20 protein-coding genes and 1 tRNA gene are annotated in these 21,913 nt (G+C 50.6%); 7 read left to right on the forward strand and 14 right to left on the reverse strand.

Translation table 11 applies throughout. The features are described from left to right. Nucleotides 1-257: 257 nt before the first annotated feature. The gene (gene proP / locus B2Q93_RS18840; protein ID WP_046885497.1) at nt 258-1,760 is read left to right on the forward strand and encodes a glycine betaine/L-proline transporter ProP; all 1,503 of its coding nucleotides are present in this window, start codon (nt 258-260) and stop codon (nt 1,758-1,760) included. 30 nt (nt 1,761-1,790) lie between these two features. Here proP and B2Q93_RS18845 read toward each other — a convergent pair whose 3' ends face one another. Beyond that, the gene (locus B2Q93_RS18845; RefSeq protein WP_286934062.1) at nt 1,791-2,744 is read right to left on the reverse strand and encodes a nickel/cobalt transporter; all 954 of its coding nucleotides are present in this window, start codon (nt 2,742-2,744) and stop codon (nt 1,791-1,793) included. A gap of 190 nt (nt 2,745-2,934) precedes the next feature. Next, nucleotides 2,935-3,010: transfer RNA gene (locus B2Q93_RS18850), tRNA-Phe, on the reverse strand. A 169-nt stretch (nt 3,011-3,179) separates the two neighbouring features. On the opposite strand from B2Q93_RS18850, the gene B2Q93_RS18855 reads away from it, so the two are divergent. Further along, complete coding sequence (locus B2Q93_RS18855; protein ID WP_286934063.1) at nt 3,180-4,025, forward strand: AraC family transcriptional regulator; 846 nt, start codon at nt 3,180-3,182, stop codon at nt 4,023-4,025. 35 nt (nt 4,026-4,060) lie between these two features. Beyond that, on the forward strand, nt 4,061-4,651 hold the full coding sequence (locus B2Q93_RS18860) for a LysE family translocator (protein WP_040077546.1): 591 nt from the start codon (nt 4,061-4,063) through the stop codon (nt 4,649-4,651). Here the strand turns inward: B2Q93_RS18860 and B2Q93_RS18865 are convergent. The 5 genes from B2Q93_RS18865 to aspA all read right to left on the reverse strand — a co-directional run bounded on the left by B2Q93_RS18865 (nt 4,648) and on the right by aspA (nt 10,232). Further along, on the reverse strand, nt 4,648-5,223 hold the full coding sequence (locus tag B2Q93_RS18865) for a transcriptional regulator (protein ID WP_286934065.1): 576 nt from the start codon (nt 5,221-5,223) through the stop codon (nt 4,648-4,650). The two genes, B2Q93_RS18860 and B2Q93_RS18865, sit on opposite strands and share 4 nt — an antisense overlap. Before the next feature lie 46 nt (nt 5,224-5,269). Then, nucleotides 5,270-6,967 carry a protein-disulfide reductase DsbD gene (locus B2Q93_RS18870; RefSeq protein WP_286934066.1) on the reverse strand — a complete coding sequence of 566 codons (1,698 nt, stop codon included), beginning with the start codon at nt 6,965-6,967 and terminating at the stop codon, nt 5,270-5,272. Beyond that, nucleotides 6,943-7,266, reverse strand: coding sequence for a divalent cation tolerance protein CutA (gene cutA, locus B2Q93_RS18875; RefSeq protein ID WP_172657815.1), 324 nt, complete (start codon nt 7,264-7,266; stop codon nt 6,943-6,945). Before cutA ends, B2Q93_RS18870 begins: the two co-directional genes overlap by 25 nt. Nucleotides 7,267-7,379: 113 nt before the next feature. Next, nucleotides 7,380-8,681, reverse strand: coding sequence for an anaerobic C4-dicarboxylate transporter (locus B2Q93_RS18880; RefSeq protein ID WP_207292846.1), 1,302 nt, complete (start codon nt 8,679-8,681; stop codon nt 7,380-7,382). Between the two features lie 114 nt (nt 8,682-8,795). Next, nucleotides 8,796-10,232 carry an aspartate ammonia-lyase gene (gene aspA, locus B2Q93_RS18885; protein ID WP_040077541.1) on the reverse strand — a complete coding sequence of 479 codons (1,437 nt, stop codon included), beginning with the start codon at nt 10,230-10,232 and terminating at the stop codon, nt 8,796-8,798. Nucleotides 10,233-10,567: 335 nt separating this feature from the next. Between aspA and B2Q93_RS18890 the strand changes: the two genes are divergently transcribed. After that, nucleotides 10,568-11,038, forward strand: a complete 471-nt coding sequence (locus tag B2Q93_RS18890; RefSeq protein ID WP_040077540.1) for an FxsA family protein — start codon at nt 10,568-10,570, stop codon at nt 11,036-11,038. A gap of 30 nt (nt 11,039-11,068) precedes the next feature. Here B2Q93_RS18890 and yjeH read toward each other — a convergent pair whose 3' ends face one another. Beyond that, nucleotides 11,069-12,310 (reverse strand): L-methionine/branched-chain amino acid transporter, encoded by a 1,242-nt coding sequence (gene yjeH / locus B2Q93_RS18895; protein WP_286934067.1) that lies wholly within the window; start codon nt 12,308-12,310, stop codon nt 11,069-11,071. 178 nt (nt 12,311-12,488) lie between these two features. Between yjeH and B2Q93_RS18900 the strand changes: the two genes are divergently transcribed. The 3 genes from B2Q93_RS18900 to B2Q93_RS18910 all read left to right on the forward strand — a co-directional run bounded on the left by B2Q93_RS18900 (nt 12,489) and on the right by B2Q93_RS18910 (nt 14,953). After that, complete coding sequence (locus B2Q93_RS18900; protein ID WP_003855929.1) at nt 12,489-12,782, forward strand: co-chaperone GroES; 294 nt, start codon at nt 12,489-12,491, stop codon at nt 12,780-12,782. Nucleotides 12,783-12,821: 39 nt separating this feature from the next. Then, the gene (gene groL / locus B2Q93_RS18905) at nt 12,822-14,468 is read left to right on the forward strand and encodes a chaperonin GroEL (RefSeq protein WP_040077537.1); all 1,647 of its coding nucleotides are present in this window, start codon (nt 12,822-12,824) and stop codon (nt 14,466-14,468) included. 131 nt (nt 14,469-14,599) lie between these two features. Beyond that, nucleotides 14,600-14,953 carry a DUF4156 domain-containing protein gene (locus tag B2Q93_RS18910; RefSeq protein ID WP_040077535.1) on the forward strand — a complete coding sequence of 118 codons (354 nt, stop codon included), beginning with the start codon at nt 14,600-14,602 and terminating at the stop codon, nt 14,951-14,953. A gap of 129 nt (nt 14,954-15,082) precedes the next feature. On the opposite strand, the gene yjeJ is transcribed toward B2Q93_RS18910, so the two are convergent. The 6 genes from yjeJ to B2Q93_RS18940 form a co-directional block, all read right to left on the reverse strand. Beyond that, nucleotides 15,083-15,949, reverse strand: a complete 867-nt coding sequence (gene yjeJ / locus B2Q93_RS18915) for a YjeJ family protein (RefSeq protein ID WP_046885492.1) — start codon at nt 15,947-15,949, stop codon at nt 15,083-15,085. Between the two features lie 26 nt (nt 15,950-15,975). Continuing rightward, nucleotides 15,976-18,090: a peptidase domain-containing ABC transporter gene (locus tag B2Q93_RS18920; RefSeq protein ID WP_286783894.1), complete on the reverse strand. Its 2,115-nt coding sequence runs from the start codon at nt 18,088-18,090 to the stop codon at nt 15,976-15,978. Continuing rightward, entirely contained in the window at nt 18,083-19,369 is a 1,287-nt protein-coding gene (locus B2Q93_RS18925; RefSeq protein WP_040077532.1) for an HlyD family secretion protein, read from the reverse strand. The genes B2Q93_RS18920 and B2Q93_RS18925 overlap by 8 nt, the downstream gene beginning before the upstream one ends. A gap of 164 nt (nt 19,370-19,533) precedes the next feature. Beyond that, entirely contained in the window at nt 19,534-19,896 is a 363-nt protein-coding gene (locus tag B2Q93_RS18930) for a hypothetical protein (protein WP_046885490.1), read from the reverse strand. 161 nt (nt 19,897-20,057) lie between these two features. Next, the gene (locus tag B2Q93_RS18935) at nt 20,058-20,435 is read right to left on the reverse strand and encodes a hypothetical protein (protein WP_046885489.1); all 378 of its coding nucleotides are present in this window, start codon (nt 20,433-20,435) and stop codon (nt 20,058-20,060) included. Between the two features lie 439 nt (nt 20,436-20,874). After that, on the reverse strand, nt 20,875-21,897 hold the full coding sequence (locus B2Q93_RS18940; RefSeq protein WP_286934072.1) for a fimbrial protein: 1,023 nt from the start codon (nt 21,895-21,897) through the stop codon (nt 20,875-20,877). Between the last annotated feature and the right edge of the window lie 16 nt (nt 21,898-21,913).

The following is a 21,913-nucleotide window of genomic DNA, read 5'->3' on the forward strand; positions in this document are numbered from 1 at the left end:
ATTGACCTTTCATTACGTAGGCTTAAGGTCGCTAAATATATATGTGAAGTTGATCACAAATATAAACGCTGGTAGGGTAAGGAGGTCATTAACTGCCCAGACAGGCGTCAACAGGTTCGGTTGTACTGACTTTGAACGTCAGTGTAAGTAAACCTGCTACGCTTGAAAGAGGAGAATGCGCACGATGCGCTTCCCGGGTCCACAAGGTGCTCTTAAAGCACTGTGGTAAGGACAGGGCTTAGTCTACGAGGTTAGCAATGCTTAAAAGGAAAAAGGTTAAACCCATCACCCTGCGTGACGTCACTATCATTGACGACGGTAAATTGCGCAAAGCGATAACCGCGGCTTCGCTCGGTAACGCAATGGAATGGTTCGATTTTGGCGTGTATGGCTTTGTGGCCTACGCGTTAGGTAAAGTGTTCTTCCCCGGCGCCGATCCTAGCCTGCAGATGATTGCAGCGTTAGGTACGTTCTCCGTTCCCTTCTTAATCCGCCCGCTGGGTGGTCTGTTCTTCGGGATGCTTGGCGATAAATATGGTCGCCAGAAAATACTCGCGATTACTATTGTTATCATGTCCGTCAGTACCTTCTGTATTGGCTTGATACCGTCGTACGCCAGTATTGGTATCTGGGCGCCCATCCTGCTGCTGCTGTGTAAGATGGCCCAGGGCTTCTCGGTCGGTGGTGAGTACACCGGCGCGTCAATCTTTGTGGCTGAGTATTCGCCGGACCGTAAGCGTGGTTTTATGGGAAGCTGGCTGGACTTTGGCTCCATCGCAGGCTTTGTGCTGGGTGCGGGTGTCGTGGTCCTGATTTCCACCGTGGTGGGTGAAGCGAACTTCCTGGAGTGGGGCTGGCGTATCCCGTTCTTCCTGGCGCTGCCGCTCGGGGTGATTGGTCTCTATCTGCGTCACGCGCTTGAAGAGACTCCGGCTTTCCAGCAGCATGTCGAAAAGCTGGAGCAGGGCGATCGCGAAGGATTGCAGGAAGGGCCTAAAGTCTCGTTTAAAGAGATTGCCACTAAACACTGGCGTAGCCTGCTGACCTGTATTGGTCTGGTGATCTCCACCAACGTGACCTACTACATGCTGTTGACCTACATGCCGAGCTATCTGTCGCATAACCTGCACTACTCGGAAGATCACGGCGTACTCATTATCATCGCCATCATGGTGGGGATGTTGTTTGTGCAGCCGATTATGGGCCTGCTGAGTGACCGTTTCGGTCGTCGACCGTTCATTATTCTCGGCAGCGTTGCTCTGTTCGCGCTCTCGATTCCGGCCTTTATCCTGATCAACAGTAACGTGCTGGGGCTGATTTTCGCCGGTCTGCTGATGCTGGCGGTGATCCTGAACTGCTTTATTGGCGTGATGGCATCCACTCTGCCGGCGATGTTCCCGACGCATATTCGTTATAGCGCACTGGCGGCAGCGTTTAACATTTCAGTGCTGATTGCCGGCCTGACGCCGACCCTGGCGGCCTCGCTGGTAGAGAGCACGCAGAACCTGATGATGCCTGCCTACTACCTGATGGTGATTGCGGTCATTGGTCTGGCGACCGGTCTGACCATGAAGGAGACGGCGAACCGTCCTCTGAAAGGCGCGACACCGGCGGCATCGGATATTGCGGAAGCGAAAGAGATCCTGCGCGAACATTACGATAACGTCGAGCAGAAGATTGAAGATATTGACGCCGAAATCGAGGCGTTACAGAAAAAACGTTCTCGCCTTGTTGATCAACATCCGAGAATTAATGAGTAATAAAAAACCCGGCGCAAGCCGGGTTTTTTATTAGCAGCCAGCGGCGATAAAGTCGCCGTCCGCGCTGATGGGGATCACCGTTAAAAAGAGCACGACGGCAAACAGAATAAGCACCACGCCTCCGGCTATCCTGGCTGCGGGCGCCAGCCAGCGCAACGACGCAGGGCTATCAAACAGCGCCACGGTGCGCTCACGGGCATAACGTACCGCGAGGGACAGGCCCATAATGGATAACGCGGTACCAAGCGACATGGTCATGACCGCCGCCATTCCCCAACTGACAATCCCCAGCGCATTCGAGAACAGTAAAATCATGATGGCGCCGCTGCAGGGCCGCGCACCAATCGCCAGAATCACACCCAGACGCGTTTTCCAGTCGCCTTGCGTCATCCCGGCCCCTACGCCGTGATGGCCGCATCCGCACTGGTCACTGTGTTCGTGCAGCGGTTTGATGGCAAAGAGGGTCATTTTGCGGGGCCGCAGGCTTTTTAGCGCCTGATAGATGATGAAGGCACCGAATGAACCGATCATCACGGCGCTGATTTTCTCGACGTACCAGCGGCTGGTGCTCAGATCGCCAGACGCCATATTCAGGCCGACGGCGAGGATGAACACAAACAGAATGGCGCTGACGCCCTGCATCAGGCTCCCGAGAAACGGCACCACGCGAGATGCCCGCTGGCTCTCGGTATTGATGCTGAGCCAGGTGGTGACGATAAATTTGCCATGCCCCGGGCCGATAGCGTGCAGCACGCCATAAAAAAAGGCCCCCGTCAGTAGCCATAGCCCGCCGCTGAACTGATGGTTATTCAGTTGCAGCAGATACATCACCAGATAACGATGCAGCGTGATTTGGGTGGCGAGGCACCACTGGATAAAGCCGTTCCAGTGAGTGTGCAGCGTGAAGCCAGCAAAGAGGACTATCAAGGCCAGCAACCCTGCCGTGGGCAATCGCCAGTCGCGCGTTAGACGGTATGTATTCATAAGGAAGCCTGCGGGTGAGTGTGGCTGAATTATAGCAAGCGCAGAATGAGGGGAGGATGGGTATTTCGTGATGGCTTGCCAGGGACTTATGTAGAAAGCGTGGAATCGCGTGCCTGTCGCACTGGTTCCGAAGGGGAGAGTCCGCTTTCAGAAAGCAAAAAACCCGCCATAGGCGGGTTCTTCTAAATAGTGGTGCCCGGACTCGGAATCGAACCAAGGACACGGGGATTTTCAATCCCCTGCTCTACCGACTGAGCTATCCGGGCAACGGGGCGCATTAAACCGCAATCGCGTAACGCCGTCAACCCTATTTCGGGAAAAGCTGTTCAACTGCTTAAGATTACGGCAATCTGGCGGTTTGCGCGTCGCATTTGCACAAATCTTCCAGACAGGCGCGCAAGGCCAGGCAATGCTGGCGGTGAAAGAGGGGGAAGTATGGCGAAAGACTGGCTTGAGCTACGTCAGCATGCAGAAACGGGTATCGAAACGATTAAGGCGCACTTTGAAGGACACGCCTTCGATCCGCACTGGCACGACAGTTATCTGGTGGGGATTACTCTCTCCGGCACGCAGCAGTTTCACTGCCGTCGCGAGCGTTATCATAGCCGTCCGGGCGATGCGTTTCTGCTGGAGCCGGGGGAGATCCACGACGGCGATGCGCCCGTAGAAGGCGGCTTTACCTACCTGACCTTTTATCTGGATGAACGATGGCTGACTAACACCCTACAGGGGTTGTATGAATCTACGCCTGGCAGCTATTCGCTGCACTTTCCGCAGACGCTGACGCGCGAGCCACATCTGGCGCTCGCCATCGGTGAAACGTTCTCGAGCCTGCATAACGATGAGATGAAAATCGTGCAGCAGAGCAGCATGGATACCCTGCTGGCACAAATCACCGCCCACTGCCACTGGCTTAAAAAAGTCCCTTCCCAGATACAAAGTGCCGCCATCGCTCACCGGGCAAGAGATTATCTCTTCGCGCATATGGGCGAAAATATCGGTTTAACCGATCTTGCACGTGAGACAGGCACTGACCGTTTTACTCTTACGCGCAGCTTTAAACGCGAGTTCCACCTGGCCCCACACGCCTGGCTTATCCAGCTGCGTCTGGCGAAAGCGCGTCAGCGTCTGGCACAAGGCGAGCAGCCGGTTGATGTGGCCGCGGCGCTGGGCTTTTCCGATCAAAGTCATCTGGGACGCTGGTTCCAGCGAGCCTATCGCATCACGCCTGCCCACTACCGGCGTTTGTGCACAAACCTTCCAGATCTTTCTAAAAAATAGCGGCACAGTCAGAGCTCTATAATAAGGAGCCACCTGTGAATTTGATGCCATTTCTGCTATTTGCGTTCGTCGCCTCGATTACCCCCGGGCCGACTAATATTCTTGTGTTTACGCATAGCCAGCAACATGGCGTTAAATCCACGCTTCCTGCGTTGGTGAGCGCCTGCGCTGCGGCCAGCGCGATTGTCCTGATCTCCGGTGCCGGTGCCGGGGAGATCCTGCGTCAGTCTCCGCTGATACGACAGCTGATGAGCTGGGCCGGGGTGCTCTGGCTAAGCTGGATGAGCTGGCAGTTGTTTCGCGCGCCGGCGACTGATATTTCCGGACGCTCGCCTGTGCGGTTTACCCCGCGAGCGGCTGCGCTGCTGCAGGTGGTGAATCCCAAAACCTGGATGATGGCGCTGGCGGTGGTCACGCTTTTTGCCCCGGCCGGGCGGAATGGGTTGCACGATGTGGCGCTCATGGCCTTCTGGTTTTTACTGATTTCTATCGCCTGCCTGATGTGCTGGGCATGGCTGGGAAAGGCGGTGACCCGTCTCTTTCGCACCACCGTTGCGATGGTGCGCTTTCAGCGGCTGATGGCATTGTGCCTGTTTATTTCAGCCTGGGCGGGAATACTGGCTTAAGTGAGCGCCCCGCCTTTGCGGCACTGAGCAAAGTGCAGGATATCCTCTGCCAGGCGTTGTGCGGTATCGACATCGGCCTGGCTACGGTTGACAATCATACGGCTCAGGCACCCCTCCAGCACCAAATCCATCTGCTTTGCGACCATCGCCGGATCGTCCACTTCCAGGGTGGTAAGCAGCTCATGAGTAAAATCATGGGAAGCGCGCTTTTGCTGATCGGCCAACTGATGGATAGGGTGGTCTGGATCCGGGAAGAAGGTACAGGCGGCAATAAACAGACAGCCGGGATAGCGGTGATTACGCACGCACTCAGCGAGCGCGTTATAGCGCGCCAGCAATTTTTGCTCGGCGCTGAGCTCGTCGTTGAGCCGCAATTGCGTGCGCCAGGTATCGACCTGCTGGCTAAGATAGCGCAGCGCATCGTATAGCAACGCCTCTTTATCAGGCCAGAAGCGCATCAGCTCATCCAGCGGATAATCCACCCGTTCGGCGACCATCTCCAGCGTCGTGCTGGCTATTCCCTGGATCTCAAGTAATTGCAGGGTTTCTCCCAAAACATCTTCGCGTTGCATGATTATCTCCTCTGCATACCGTCGAACGTCCCGTCTACAGTGTCGTTTACGGTTGTCGATCGCGCAAATGTGCGCTGAAAGCCGTGGCATCCATAAACCCGGTCACTCTCTGGGCCGCCTGCTCCTCGCCCTCTCCGTTAAAGAACAGAATCGTCGGCAGGCCCAGCACGTTTAATCTCTTCAGCAGGGCCTTATCTTCTGCGTTATTGGCCGTCACGTTTGCCTGAAGCAGAACCGTCTCTTTTAGCGCATTTTGCACCTGCGGATCGCTAAAGGTGTATTTTTCGAACTCTTTGCAAGCCACGCACCAGTCTGCATAGAGATCGAGCATGACCGGTTTACCGTTGGCCTGTGCCAGCGCGCGTTGCAGCTCATCTACATTGCGTACTGGCGTGAAGTTAAGGTGGGCCTGAGATTGCGTCACGTTGACGCCAAATGCCCAATCCTGCAGAGGACGTACGCTTACCAGCGCGGCGGCCAGAAGGAGGATTTGCACTACGCGCATCCATGCTTGTTTTGCTGACAAACTGGTAATAAAGGCCCACAAGAAGAAGGCGACGCCGAGCATCGACCAGAGACGTAATCCCCAGGCGTCGCCGACAACGCGCTCCAGCAGGAAAACCGGCAGCGCCAGGATCACAAACCCGAACGCGGTTTTCACCTGCGTCATCCAGGGACCGTTTTTAGGTAATAGTCGGTTACCGAACAGGGTCACCAGGATCAGCGGCAATCCCATACCCAGCGCGTAGAGATAGAGCGTGCCGCCACCGAGCCACAAATTACCGCTCTGGGCGATATAGAGCAGAATCGCGCTCAGCGGGGCGGTCGTGCAGGGGGAGCAGATGAGCCCGGCGATAGCGCCCATGGCAAAAACGCCTCCCGCTGAGCCGCCCTGCTGGCGATTGCTCATTAACGTTAAGCGGGTTTGTAGCGATGAAGGCAATTGCAGGCTGAAGAGACCAAACATCGACAGCGCCAGCAAAGTAAAGAGCACCGAGAGGCCGATCAGAACGTACGGATGCTGAAGCGCAGCCTGGAACTGCAATCCCGCTGCAGCCACGACCAGACCAAGGGCAGTATACGTCAGGGCCATCCCCTGCACGTAGATAAATGCCAGCAGTAATGCCCGGCCCGTGGAGAGACGCGTTTCACCGCCAAGGACAATGCCCGAAATAAGCGGATACATCGGCAATACGCAGGGCGTAAAGGCGATGCCAATGCCGATCAGCAGCGCCCACAGCGCGGAGAAGGGCAGCTCGCTTTTCGGCGCGGGGTCAGGCGCATTTGTGGCAGGTGCGGAAGGCGCTAAGGCGGCAGCTTGCACCTCACTCAGCGGCACCACTTTGGTTTCGGGTGGATAACACAAACCGGCATCGGCACAGCCCTGGTAGGTGACGGTGAGGGTCGCCCCTTTCCCGGCCTGGTTAATGGTCACCGGTACGGTGAGCTGTTGCCGGTAGATCTCACTTTTGCCGTAAAATTCATCTTCATGCCACTCCCCTGCGGGCAGCGTTGGCGCACCGACAGTGGCCTGAGCAGGGGTGATGCTGATCTGTTTGCGATAGAGGTAAAACCCCGGCTTCACACTCCAGTTCAGGTTCAGTTCATGTTGATTTTGCTGAAAATCAAAAACGAACGCCTGGTCGGCAGGAACGAAGTTTGAACGGCCGGGTGCATCAAACAACCCGGCAAAAACTGAGGTGCTGCACAGCAGCAGGATCAGCGTAAGGAAGCGTTGAGCCATGATAGATAATCGTTATCACCGTGGGAGACTGGCAACACCAGTAACTCCGGGGTCTGGTAAGGGTGGTGAGACTTAAGACAATCGAGGAGCGCCTGCTGGAGTGAGACTCGGGATTTCAGCAGCATCTGCACTTCATACTCCTGCTCCAGCTTGCCCTCCCAGTAATAGAGCGAGGTGGCGCCAGGCAGAATAGTCACGCAGGCGGCAAGCTTTTCAGCCAGGACTTTAGCGGCCAGATCCTGGGCAGTGGCTTCATCGGGTGCGGTGCAGAGAACAACAACAGCGTCAGACATGTTCACAGGTCGACCTCGTTATCGCGAAAAAAACCACTATAGCATGCCGGGCAGTGGAGAATTAATGAATCGGGCCGCTAAGCGGCCCGACTTTAATGATTTTTACAGCGAAAAGCCTTTTACAACAGCATGCCGCCGAAGATGAAACCGAGGATGACGCAGAGGGAAATCGCCACCACACCCGGGATGAGGAAGGCATGGTTAAATACATATTTACCGATACGTGTAGAGCCTGTGTCATCCATCTCTACCGCCGCCAGCAGGGTGGGATAGGTCGGGAGGACGAATAGCGCAGACACGGCGGCGAAAGAGGCGATAGCGGTCAGCGGAGTAACGCCCAGCATCAGCGCCGCGGGCATCAGGGCTTTGGTGGTTGCCGCCTGGGAGTAAAGCAGGGTGGCGGCGAAGAACAGAACGACCGCCAGCAGCCATGGATAGCTGTGTAACAGATCGCCCGCTACGGTCTGGATATCACTGATGTGGGCTTTGACAAAGGTGTCACCCAGCCAGGCCACGCCCAGTACGCATACGCAGGCGCTCATCCCGGATTTGAAGGTGCTGGCATTGAGCACTTCGCTGGTATCGATTTTACAGGTAATGCTGATAAGCGTGGCGATGGTCAGCATAAAGACCACAATCGCTTCGTTACGTGGCAGTACCGGATTCTCAATCAGACCTACGGTATCGCTGATGGCAGTAGCGTAGAACATCACCGCCACGATCCCGATCAGGAACAGCAGTACGGAACGTTTTGCGTGCGGTTTCAGTTCGAAGACCTGGCTCCCGCGCAGTTTGACTTCCCCCTTCGCCAGGCGCTCCTGGTAAACCGGATCGTCTTTCAGTTCGGCGCCGAGGAAGTTACAGAGGACGGCGGTGATCATCACGGCGATCAGCGTCACCGGAATACAGATCGCCAGCAGGGTGAGATAGCTGACGCCCATCGGTTCAAGGATACCCGCGAAGAAGACCACCGCAGCAGAGATGGGTGATGCGGTGATCGCAATCTGAGACGCCACCACAGCAATGGAGAGCGGGCGAGACGGACGAATCCCTTGCTCTTTTGCCACTTCGGTAATAACGGGCAGGGTGGAAAAAGCGGTATGGCCCGTGCCGGCGAGAATGGTCATAAACCAGGTGACCAGCGGTGCCAGGAAGGTAATGTATTTTGGATGGCGGCGCAGCATACGCTCGGCGAGGCTCACCAGGTAGTCCATCCCACCGGCCACCTGCATGGCAGCAATGGCGGCGATAACGGCCATGATGATTTCGATGACGTCAAAGGGAATTGCGCCGGGTTTGATTTGAAAAATGAGGGTAAGAACAAGGACGCCGAGCCCACCGGCGAAACCGATACCGATCCCTCCAAGCCTTGCGCCAAGGTATATCGCCAACAGCACGATGACGAGTTCTGCTCCAAACATAGGTGCCTTCCTTGTTTATTAACAAGTTGATATTGAATTGTTGTGGTTTGGTAAACCCCAAAAAGAAAAAAGGCACGTCAATTGACGTGCCTTCATGAATTTTAACCTGAACTGTTATTGTTCACTTTCATCAGTATATCTTTTCGCTTTGTAGGCCGGGTGCATTAAGTTTTGCGCCGAGAAGATATCATCCAGTTCGGCTTCTGTCAGCAAGCCACGCTCAAGTACGACCTCTCGCACGCTCTTACCTGTTTCAGCACAAATCTTACCGACGATATCGCCGTTATGGTGGCCAATGAACGGGTTGAGGTAGGTCACGATGCCAATGGAGTTATAGACGTAGCTTTCACATACCGCTTTGTTGGCGGTAATGCCGTTAATGCATTTTTCCAGCAGGTTATAACAGGCGTTGGTCAGAATATGAATGGACTCAAACATCGCCTGGCCGATGACCGGCTCCATTACGTTCAGCTGCAACTGACCTGCTTCAGAGGCCATGGTAACGGTGATGTCATTACCGATCACTTTGAAGCAGACCTGGTTAACCACCTCTGGCACCACCGGGTTCACTTTAGCCGGCATGATAGAGGAGCCAGCCTGCAGCTCTGGCAGGTTGATCTCATTCAGGCCAGCACGCGGGCCGGAAGAGAGCAGGCGCAGGTCATTACAAATTTTAGACAGCTTAACGGCCAGACGCTTCAGGGCGCTATGCACCATGACGTAGGCGCCGCAGTCGGAGGTGGCTTCAATCAGATCTTCTGCCGGGCTGACCGCCAGGTTGGAGACTTCTGCCAGCTTCTGTACTGCCAGCTGCTGGTAGCCATCCGGCGTATTCAGGCGTGTACCGATAGCGGTGGCGCCCAGGTTCACTTCCAGCAGCAGCTCGGAAGTGCGCATCAGGTTTTTGGTCTCTTCGTTCAGCAGCACGTTAAATGCGTGGAATTCCTGGCCGAGGGTCATTGGCACCGCGTCTTGCAGCTGGGTGCGACCCATTTTCAGAATGTCCTGGAACTCGACCGCTTTGTTCTGGAAACCTTCGCCCAGTTGATTAATGGCATCCACCAGTTTCACCACAGAGGCGTAGACCGCAATACGGAAGCCGGTAGGGTAGGCATCGTTGGTGGACTGGCATTTGTTAACGTGGTCGTTCGGATTCAGGTACTGGTACTCACCTTTCTGGTGACCCATCAGCTCCAGGCCGATGTTGGCCAGTACCTCGTTAGTATTCATATTAACGGAAGTGCCCGCGCCGCCCTGGTAGACGTCCACCGGGAATTGGTCCATGCACTTGCCGTTGTTCAGCACCTCATCGCAGGCGGCGATGATCGCGTTTGCAACGCTTTTAGGAATGGTTTGCAGCTCTTTATTTGCCAGCGCTGCCGCTTTCTTCACCATTACCATGCCGCGTACAAACTCAGGGATATCACTGATTTTGCTGTTGCTGATGTAGAAGTTTTCAATCGCTCTCAGAGTATGAATACCGTAATAGGCATCCGCTGGAACTTCCCTGGTACCCAACAAATCTTCTTCGATACGAATGTTGTTTAACATGTGAACCTTCTTTTCAAGCTGCCGATTGATTGCACTAAACACACAGTATATCTGTGGTTATGTCTATTTACTGACCGACGATTATCCCAATGAGCGACCAGATATCCGAGATCATATGCTGATGATAGCGAAATGCCGTAATCTGGATCACTTATTATCGACCCTGTTGCATGATAATTATCAATTTGTGAAATGAGTCACCGCTTTAATGTTTCCAAAAAAAATATCCGTGCAAACCGATTGAATTTTGGCTAACCGCCCTCATTTCGAACAGACGCGAATCGCGAAAATGTTCAGACAGGGGCCACAGGGCCTCTGCCACACAGGAGAAGCCAGTGCGCTGGATACCGTTAGTTGCTATTTTTCTCTATGTTTATATTGAGATTTCGATTTTTATTCAGGTCGCCCACGTCTTTGGCGTCCTGCTGACTCTGATTCTCGTCATCTTTACGTCGGTGATTGGGATGTCTCTGGTACGGAACCAGGGTTTCAAAAATTTCCTGTTAATGCAGCAAAAGATGGCCGCAGGCGAGAGCCCGGCGGCAGAAATGATCAAAAGCGTCTCGCTGATTATTGCGGGCCTGCTGCTGTTACTTCCCGGATTTTTCACCGATTTCCTGGGGCTGCTACTGTTGCTGCCGCCGGTGCAAAAACATCTGACCATGAAGCTGATGCCGCACCTGCGCTTCAATCGTATGCCGGGTGGTGGCTTTAGCGCGGGGACGGGCGGGGGCGAAACCTTTGACGGTGAGTATCATCGCAAGGACGATGAGCGCGATCGTCTTGACCATAAAGACGACCGCTAAGAAAAGCGCCCGGCATTGCCGGGCGTTTTTTTATGCTGTGCGGCCGCGCACGGGTAAAAAGCACCACAGCCCCGCCAGCATGACAATGGCATACAAACTCTTCCAGCCCACCATCGCCAGCAACAACAGACAGAGCACGCCACCCACTACCGCCAACGCCTTATAACGTCCTTTCAGCAGCCGCGCGCCTGCCAGCATACAGAGCAGGTAGATCATAATGAAGATACCGTTGGCATAGACGATAAGGGCATCCAGATTAATGTTAAGCCAGTAGATGCCCAGCGTACTCAGCACACAGCAGCCCAGTACGGCATTGAGGGCATTCAGCGGTAGCTGACGCTGAGAAAGTCTTGCCAGCGGGCTGGTGGGTTTGTAGAGCGCCTGCGACCAGACCAGACGCGCAAAACTCTGGATGTAGATATTTAGACTGGCAAAGCAGGCCAGATAGCCAATCACGCAGGCGACCCACAACGCTTTTGTGCCAAACAACTGCACCACAATACCGGGCAGTGACGCCGCCGCCGCTTTATCTTCCCCAAAGGCGTTGAAGTGCAACACCAGCACCGTACAGGCCCAGTAGACCGTGCCGGCCAACAGCAGGCCGATCATCAGTGCGCGCGGGAAATCTCGCTCGGGCTGTTTAAACTCTGACGCCAGGTGCGCAAAGGCCTCCAGCCCGACAAAACACCAGAACATCACCGACAATGCGGCAAACAGCGGGGGGAATTCCACTTCGCCGATCGATGGGAAGGGGATTTCGTGCAGCTGGATATTGCCCGCCCACCAGATAGCGACAATCAACGCCACAATAAGCAGCGCAATCAACGTTTGTAAGTTAGCGCTGGAGCTGGCACCCCGTGAACCCACCCACCAGACAATCGCCAGCGTCCCCAGCTCGGCAAACAGCAACTGCTCATCGTGCCAGCCAAAGAGCGCCTGACCGAAACCGGCAGCAATGTGCAACGCAGCGGGCAGGCCTACCGGAATCACGGATAAGAATAGCCATCCCGTTACCCGTTCAAGACGAGGGCCAAACGCCATGCCGACAAAATGCGCTACGCCGCCGGCGCTGGGAAAGTGACGACCCAGAATCGCAAAGACAATCGCCACCGGGAACACCAGCACGATTAAGAGCGGCCACGCCCACAGGCTATTATCGCCTGCAACCAGCGCCGCCAGAGCGGGTACGGCAAAGACACCTGTTCCTAATAAAGAGGTCGAGAGCAAGCCGACGCCTTGCGCCAGGCCCAACTCCTGTTTGAGTCCACTCATCTACTTCGTCCTGCCACCATCAAAAGAGAGGCGATGGTAACACTTTCGCAAATTTTTTTTCGACTCCCCCTTGAAGGGGGAAAAACCTATCCCCATCTCTCAGGGCACTAGCCGGAAAACCGGATACGGGCCGGCGTCATCCATAACTGATAAAGACTTTCTCAAAGGAGAGCTATCAATGAGTATTCGTCCGTTACATGATCGTGTGATCGTCAAACGTAAAGAAGTTGAAACCAAGTCTGCAGGCGGCATCGTTCTGACCGGTTCTGCAGCAGCAAAATCAACGCGTGGCGAAATCATCGCTGTCGGTAAGGGCCGCATCCTGGAAAACGGAACTGTGCAGCCACTGGACGTTAAAGTTGGTGACATCGTCATTTTCAACGATGGCTACGGCGTGAAATCCGAGAAGATCGACAATGAAGAAGTGTTGATCATGTCCGAAAGCGACATTCTGGCAATTGTTGAAGCGTAATTTACGCACGAAACTGTACGAATTTGAGGAAATAAGAACATGGCAGCTAAAGACGTAAAATTCGGTAACGACGCTCGTGTTAAAATGCTCCGCGGCGTGAACGTACTGGCAGATGCAGTTAAAGTCACTCTGGGCCCGAAAGGTCGTAACGTAGTGCTGGATAAATCCTTCGGCGCGCCAACCATTACTAAAGATGGTGTTTCTGTTGCACGTGAAATCGAGCTGGAAGACAAGTTCGAAAACATGGGCGCGCAGATGGTGAAAGAAGTTGCCTCTAAAGCGAACGACGCTGCAGGCGACGGCACCACCACCGCGACCGTACTGGCGCAGGCTATCATCACTGAAGGTCTGAAAGCCGTAGCTGCGGGTATGAACCCAATGGATCTGAAACGTGGTATCGACAAAGCTGTCGCTTCCGCTGTTGAAGAACTGAAAGCGCTCTCCGTACCGTGCTCTGACTCTAAAGCGATTGCTCAGGTTGGCACCATCTCCGCTAACTCCGACGAAACCGTAGGTAAGCTGATCGCAGAAGCGATGGACAAAGTCGGTAAAGAAGGCGTTATCACCGTTGAAGACGGTACCGGTCTGGAAGACGAACTGGACGTGGTTGAAGGTATGCAGTTCGACCGCGGTTACCTGTCCCCATACTTCATCAACAAGCCAGAAACTGGCGCTGTTGAACTGGAAAGCCCGTTCATTCTGCTGGCTGACAAGAAAATCTCCAACATCCGCGAAATGCTGCCAGTGCTGGAAGCCGTTGCGAAAGCAGGCAAGCCGCTGCTTATCATTGCTGAAGACGTTGAAGGCGAAGCGCTGGCGACCCTGGTGGTTAACACCATGCGTGGCATCGTGAAAGTGGCTGCGGTTAAAGCACCTGGCTTCGGCGATCGCCGTAAAGCGATGCTGCAGGATATCGCTACCCTGACCGGCGGTACCGTTATCTCTGAAGAGATCGGTATGGAGCTGGAAAAAGCGACCCTGGAAGATCTGGGTCAGGCTAAACGTGTTGTGATCAACAAAGACACCACCACCATCATTGATGGCGTGGGTGAAGAAGCTGCGATTCAGGGCCGTGTTGGTCAGATCCGTAAGCAGATCGAAGAAGCGACTTCTGATTACGACCGTGAAAAACTGCAGGAGCGCGTAGCGAAACTGGCAGGCGGCGTTGCAGTAATCAAAGTGGGTGCTGCGACCGAAGTTGAAATGAAAGAGAAAAAAGCACGCGTTGATGATGCTCTGCATGCAACCCGCGCTGCAGTAGAAGAAGGCGTTGTTGCTGGTGGTGGTGTAGCGCTGGTGCGCGTTGCCGCTAAACTGGCTAACCTGACTGCTCAGAACGAAGATCAGAACGTGGGTATCAAAGTTGCGCTGCGCGCAATGGAAGCACCTCTGCGTCAGATCGTGTCTAACGCCGGTGAAGAACCGTCTGTTGTGACTAACAACGTGAAAGCGGGCGAAGGTAACTACGGTTACAACGCAGCTACTGAAGAATACGGCAACATGATCGACTTCGGTATTCTGGACCCAACCAAAGTGACCCGTTCTGCTCTGCAGTACGCGGCCTCTGTTGCTGGTCTGATGATCACCACCGAGTGCATGGTGACTGACCTGCCGAAAAGCGACGCGCCTGACTTAGGTGCTGCTGGCGGTATGGGCGGCATGGGTGGTATGGGCGGCATGATGTAATTGCCCTGCACCTCGCAGAAATGAAGAAACCCCCAGTCAGAAATGGCTGGGGGTTTTTCTTTTGGTCATCTTTTTAGTATAAGGTTTACACAGGGCAACGGTTGTCCATCTTATTAAAATCGAGGAATAACATGCGCGTAAAAGTCTGTGCAGGGATCGTAGGGGCAGCGTTGCTGCTGGCGGGTTGCAGTTCCGGTAATGAGTTATCTGCGGGTGGGCAGAATGTCCGCTTCGTAGAAGATAAACCCGGGAGTGAATGTCAGCTGTTGGGCACGGCCAATGGCAAACAGAGCAACTGGCTTTCTGGGCAGCACGGGGAAGAGGGCGGCTCAATGCGTGGTGCGGCTAATGCGCTGCGTAACCAGGCAGCTGCAATGGGCGGTAACGTGATTTATGGCGTGAGCAGCCCGACGCAGGGGATGTTATCAAGCTTTGTCCCGACGGCCAGTGAGATGAACGGCCAGGTGTATAAGTGCCCGAACTGATATTATCGGAGCAAAAGCATTAATATCTTGTCTGGACGCTCTGGTTCGCCCTCTCATAAATGAGAGGGAAACCTGAGCAAACGGAGGGAAAGATTACCGTTTTCTACATCCTTGTAGACGCTCAAATTCTTATGCGTTGAGCATCGCCGCCTTCACTTCCACACAGAAATCATGCAGCGGCTGCATGCACTCCTCCATAGTAAGAAGCTGGTTTGGTTCTGACGGAATGATTTTGGCAAAAGTCTGGCATATCGGATGCTGATCCTGAAGTGCTTTTACGCCAGGCGACATCACCGCAACCCGGTGAAGAATACTCTGCAATTGCTCCGTATTAGGTTCGGCCTCTGTTTTAAGGATGGTACCCGCCAATATTTTTTTGCCCTCTTCATGTTCAAAGCAAAACAGAACGGCAATATAGTGCGTGAACAAATCTAGCTTCCATTTCTCATGTTCAACTTTTCGGAAGTTAAGATTAGTCATATCTGACAGATCAACAAAATACAGCATGACAAAATCAAGCAATGAAGTAACCAGTTGTATGGTTTGCTTGTCATTTGTTGTATTGAGCGATTGTTGGATAGCGAAGACGATAAACTCAATTTGAGTATCATCTATTTCAATACACTCGATTTGTTCATTTTGCAACATAGCGACGAGCTCGAATTTTTCATCTTTCTGCTTCGGCGCCATAGACATAATGACTTTAGAAATGTCCGGGTTATTGACTTCCATGACATCAATATTGGGGACGTTAGCCATCAAACTGTCTCTTTCAGCGATAAGCTTTTCTTTATAACTTTCCCCACGCTCAGCGAGGCGCTGCGATACTTTTGCTATACGAAAGCGTAGGATCAAAAGTAAATCGATCAACTGATTCAACTGGAAAAAGAAAGTATGTTCAACATTATCGATATCTCTGATTTTGAACGCCATGAGGGCAAAGCGTTCATTGCTTTTAATCGATCCTGTATTAATCCCTTTTACTTTTATCGTCATAGGTTGTTCCTTACCTGTGAATAGGTTTAATGTTTAGCCAGTTTACTTAAATCAATTACGCGGTCTGCTGATGCAATCGTCGATGGACGGTGGGCAACAATAACGCGGGTAATACTTAACGATGAAATAGACTGGTTAATGTTAGCTTCGTTGTTTAAATCCAGATGGCTGGTTGCTTCATCCATAAACAGAATGCCTGGTTTCCGGTATAAGGCACGAGCAATAAGCAAACGTTGTTTTTGCCCGCCTGACAAGCCTGTCCCTAATTCACCAACCAGCGTTTCATATCCCATAGGCATGTTAATAATCTCATCATGAATATTACAATGGCGTGCACATTCAATAATGAAATCCATATCTGCATTATCTTCAAAGCAGCTTATGTTTTCAGCGATGGAACCCGAAAACAGACGGTCCTCCTGAAGAACACAAGCCGTGCTGAGGCGATAATTATTTAAACCAATCTTCTCAATACTTAAATTGTTGGCCTTCACATCGCCGCTGGTAGGCGAAAGTAACCCGCACATCACCTTGAGTAATGTGGTTTTGCCCACACCTGACGGGCCGACCAACGCCAGCGATTCCCCTGGCTCGATGGTAATGTCGAGATTCGAGAATATAGGCTGTGAAAAGGGATCGTATTGATAGCTAAGGTTTTTGATCTCCAGCTTAATGCCTTCGTTTTCTGCAAAGACCCGACGAACCGGCATTTCAGCTTCTGGCTCGCTAAATGCAATTTCAGAAAGCCTTTCATTATGTAATGAGAGCATGCGTAACTGCATGACCAGGTCGATCAAACTGGATGCGCGCTGCGAGAACTGACCGCGATAAGCATTAAAGGCCATAAACATACCCAGCGACATATTGTTGTCGATAACCATAAGTGCGCCAAGCCAAAGGATAACCACTTGATCAATTGACGAAATAAAAGTGTTTATTCCACCAAATAGCATGTCAAATCGCGTCTGTTTGATACCAGCGTTACAGGCATCGATATTCAAATTCAGCCAGTTCTGTGAGCGACGCTCTTTTATATTGAGGGCTTTAATGGTTGCGATACCATACAAGGACTCCATAAAGTGCGAGTTTGCTCTGGCTCCTTTAATAACCTGTTCTTCCGATACGCGGCGATAGAAGCGATAAGTGGCTAAACGGATGATGGCATAGCACACTGTAAAACCGACAACTACCCAGACTAACCAGCCACCGTAAAGGGTGAGCATAACCAGGAGCCCGATAGTCATAATCGAATCGATGACGCCGGTGACGATACTATTCGTAAAGGTTGAACGAATAGTGTCTAACGAACCAAAGCGCGACTGAATATCACCAAGCTGCCGTTTCTCAAAGAACGCCAGCGGCAGACGGACAAGATGATCAAATAACGTTGTTTTCCACTGAATACTTGTCAGTGTATTCAACGTTAATGATGTCCAGCCACGTAACATGCTCAGGAATGTACGGAACAGTGTAAAGGTCACCAGACCGATACAGATGACTGCCAGCAGACTTTGATCGTGGGCCATGATCACATGGTCCGTAACCATCTGCGTACCAATCGGCAGGAGTAAGCCTATCGCTTCGATGACGACAGAGAAGGCGAAGAGTTTGATCAGCGTACTCTTAAGTCCGACAATATTACGCATTAAATCTAATAAGCGTAAACGGGACTTTGCTTTCTCCTGCTGGAAGTTTTGATCAGGCCATAACTCCATGGCAATGCCCGTGAAGTTATTAGACATTTCCTGGATGCCAATAATACGTTTGCCAAGAGCGGGGTCATGCACCACAAAGCTTGATCTACGTACTTTAGTCAGTACCACGTAGTGGTTCATTCCCCAGTGAATCACGCATGGCAATTTCAACTGATGAATTTCATCAAGATCCAGAGATAATGCACGGTTCTTTAAGCCAGCGCGATCGGCTGTGTGAGATAATGACAACAGACTCACACCCTGGGAAGGGCTACCAAAACGCTCACGGAAATTGAACAAGTCAATATTCAGGCCGTAGTAGCCTGAAATCATTGCTAAGCAAGCGATTCCGCACTCTGAAACCTCGGACTGCAAAATGACAGGGGTGCTTTTTCTGAACGAAAAATTCAGTTTGGAAATAATGTTTTCAAATAACGCTTTATTCATTGATCGGACCACTCACGCTTTGTGCAATTTTATAAACTGGGGTAAACATCCACATGTACAGTGGTCTTTCTTCAAGAAAAACAATCGCCTGGGCCTTAAGTCCATTAGAAAGTTCAAGTGTTTTGCCGTTGTAACTTATTTTCTTATCTTTGATTGCAACAACTGTTTTATAGAGCGCGAGTTCTTGTTGATTAGGGCCAGATGCGGTGTTCGTATATTCAGCCATTTCCTGTCGCGATGCAGGAACGGAGGATATAGAGACAATTTTTCCCGGGAACTGGCCAAATTTGTCCGAAGGGAAAGCATCATAACGAATATTTACAGTATCCCCGGTTTTGACATAGGGAATGCTGTTATTAGGCAGCCACAAAATTAAGTAATACTCAACGTTGCCCGTTGGTTTAATTTGAGCAAGGCTGCTTCCTTTATCAACCATCTGGCCCGTGGTGACGGATATTGATTCTATCTTGCCGTCCGTAGTGGCTTTAACAACCAGATTTCCGTTTGCATTAGATTCCAGTCGTTGGTTTTTGTAATCGTTAATTTGGTTCTTTTGACTAGATATTTGGTTATCAAAATCTGAACCTTTAGTCACAATATCGCTTTTAAGCTGAGTTAATTGCGATTCAAGCTGCATTTTTTGGCTGACCAGCGATTGATAAGTACTCTGCTGTTGAAAGAATAATGAGTGCTGGTAGTTATACTGATCTTTAGTGATCAACCCTTGCTTAAGATATTGGTCGTAACTCTGCAGGTTTTCTTTCATTTTTCGCAGACCACTCGAGGCATTGCGCAACATTTCGTTAGTCTCTTTCAACGAAAATTCATATTGATGCAGCTGGGTGTTTAAGGCCTCTAATGTTTCATTCTTGTTAGATGCAATTTTGGCGATAATCTCTTCGCCATTACTAATTTTCTCAGTAATGACTGCCGTCATGGAATCGTTAACATTGCCGCTTGCGGTGGAGCGAGAGACATCCAGTTCATACAGTGGTGTTCCTTTAGTCACTATATCGCCTGGCTCCACGTATTTGTTAACAACAAAACCTTGCTGGGGAGAGAAGACGTTTACCGAATGAGGCAATGTAATGACCTCGCCGCGCACATCAATACGCTGCGTATAGCTACAGAAAATCAACGAAAAGATAAGCATGCAAAAAAAACACAGCGAAAGTATGCTTATTAACCATGCTGGCATGCCTGCTAATAAAAGTGCTTTCCCTTTCCAGTGATTCTTTTTGTATTCAATCGCTTCCTTGCGATAAAGTTTATTAGTCATGTTCAATCACTTTTATTTTATAGTGTTTAAAATCATTAATAAAAAGAATGATTCTTTATCAGTAAAATTGAAATTATGATCCCTATGGGCGTGAATTTTAAAAAGAGAATGGAGAGCACATCGACAAGTGATATCGATGTGCTCTCCACGATCAATAAGAAAAATTAGTTTTTGAAGCCGCCGCCAGTACCAAATACTACGCTGTCAAAGAAGATGCGGGTGCGATCGTCAATGGCAGCAGTACCTTCATAGGCACCAATCACGGCACCCCATACGCCGCCCTGAACTGAAGCCCAGATGGAACCAGTCCAGGCCATCACTGAACCAACACCCAGCATACCGCCGCCAGTGCTGTTACCAGTCGTAGCGCCCTGTAATGCGCCCTGAGCTGATAGAACGACCGCGCCGTAAATACCACCCACTACGGCGTCAACAAGCGCGACACCAAAACTTTGTTCACCATTCAGGAAACTCAGAATGCCGGCACCTGAAATTTCATTCATTTCAATTGAAGTTAATTCTTTCATTTTTAATTCCTGTTTTAATATTGCTGTATTCGTTATTAACTAATGAATGAGGACTGACTTAATCCTGCAATCATTAAACTTCAAAAGTAAGCATCCTTTAAGAATGCCTGAGGAGACGCTAAGCGTATAAAATAATAACTACACTTATCGTAGACGTATTATTACTTAAACCACTGAATAGGTTTGTAACCACCGATGGTGCCATCAGACATGCCGTCTAGCACCTGATTAGAGATAACCTGAGCCTCTGCAACGCCATTGTAAGCGCCATAACAAACACCAAGAATACCACCGTGGATGGCACCCCAGATTGAACCTACAGCCATAGTAATAACGCCTACCCCAATCAGACCGCCACCCGCACCGCTTGCAGTTGTAGCGCCCTGCAGACCACCCGCTGATGAACAAACGATAGCGGAAAGCAGGCCACCCAGAACACCGTCGACGACTGCGGCACCAAAACCTTGTGTACCATTAATAAAAGATTTGAGAGCCGCTCCTGACACATTCGCCATTTCAATCGAAGTTAATTCTTTCATTGTATTTCCTTATATAATGATGATTTAAATTTGTATGTAATTAATCTAAACGAGTGCTTTACAGACAAAAGCATGTCAGGAATCGGTGCCCTGACATTCTTTCGCAATAAGGTAAAACGATAAAATATCAATGCCAATACTTTTATTATACTTTGATGTTGAATTTTGATTGGTTAATCTAAAAAAGAAACATACTTCACTTATGAAGTTAATCGTGAACTCTGTCTCATTTTAAAATATCCAACTGATAAAAAAGACTTTTCTAAGTTGCTTTTTTAGTGTTTCCCTGGTTCGGTATGGCGCTTTGGCTGGGTGTTAATGGCCATTATTTATTGATGTCTTTTCAGAGCGGACCGCAGAACTATAAAAAAATCATCAGCCGATGGTTAGGCTGATGATGAAAAATTAACAGGGCTACTTAATTTACTGAAATAGAGAGTTATTTTTCTTGCAGTATGACTTCAAATTGTCCCTTAACAGCCCCTGAGGTGACATCATTTGACATTAAATAGTAGTCTGTTGTGAGATTTAACGATTGGTTATTTTTAATGTTAGAAATTTTATATTTATTAAGATCATAGAATGTGATTGGTTTGTTTTCCTGTTTTATGATGAGACCAACCCCTCTTACCCCGTTCGAAATATCGTTCAGCAAAACACCATCTTTAGTGGGTGAGTTTTCGCTAATTGGGTTGAACCAATAGAGATAATTTTTCCCAACCTCAGTTGAAGGGCAGTCAATATCGAGCCTGATATTTTTTTGCTTCCCTGTATCTCCCCCCTGAGGTGTTGCTTTCAACTGTGCCGCAGTGATCTTATCAAGGATCACCGTATTTCCATTACGTGGTGTAATGTTGCAACTGGTTTGCTTAAATTTAATAGTCGATAAGTTAATACCAATCCTGAAGAGCTGCCCTTTGTTCTGAGCACCCGTACCCGCGGTATCCGTAGCGTTTCCGGCCAAATAATAAACTGTAATCATACCGCTTAATGTTTGCGGTGTAATCGGACCCGTTTTGACCAGCCAGACGGTCACTTGTTCTGGAATATAGGATTTAGAAAAGTAACGTGTGTCAGCGGGTACAGGAGAGTTGAACTCTGCAGCAATAGGTCGTATTTTCGTACCTATTGTGATGTCTGTTATTTGATAACCTATGCCTGGTATACCCGTATTATAAACAGGCATACCCTGAACACCTTTTATTCCGGAATCGACATCTTTGGTGGAATGTATAACATATACATCACTTGGATCGCAGTTTGAGAATGTTTTGACATCCGTTACGTTACCACCGCGAGTTGCGGCCGCTAATATTGCTCCGTTGGGCTGGCTTGAATCAGATAATATTTTTACATTGGTAAAGGATACGTTAATACCGCCACCAGTACCGCTGTAACTACATTCAGCCGCTACGTGCAAGCTTGTGGTAAATAAACTTATTAGTAAGAATAATTTTTTCATGGTGTTAACGATCCTT

The organism is Leclercia sp. UBA5958 (genome assembly GCF_002430365.1).
Taxonomy (GTDB): Bacteria; Pseudomonadota; Gammaproteobacteria; order Enterobacterales; family Enterobacteriaceae; genus Enterobacter; species Enterobacter pneumoniae.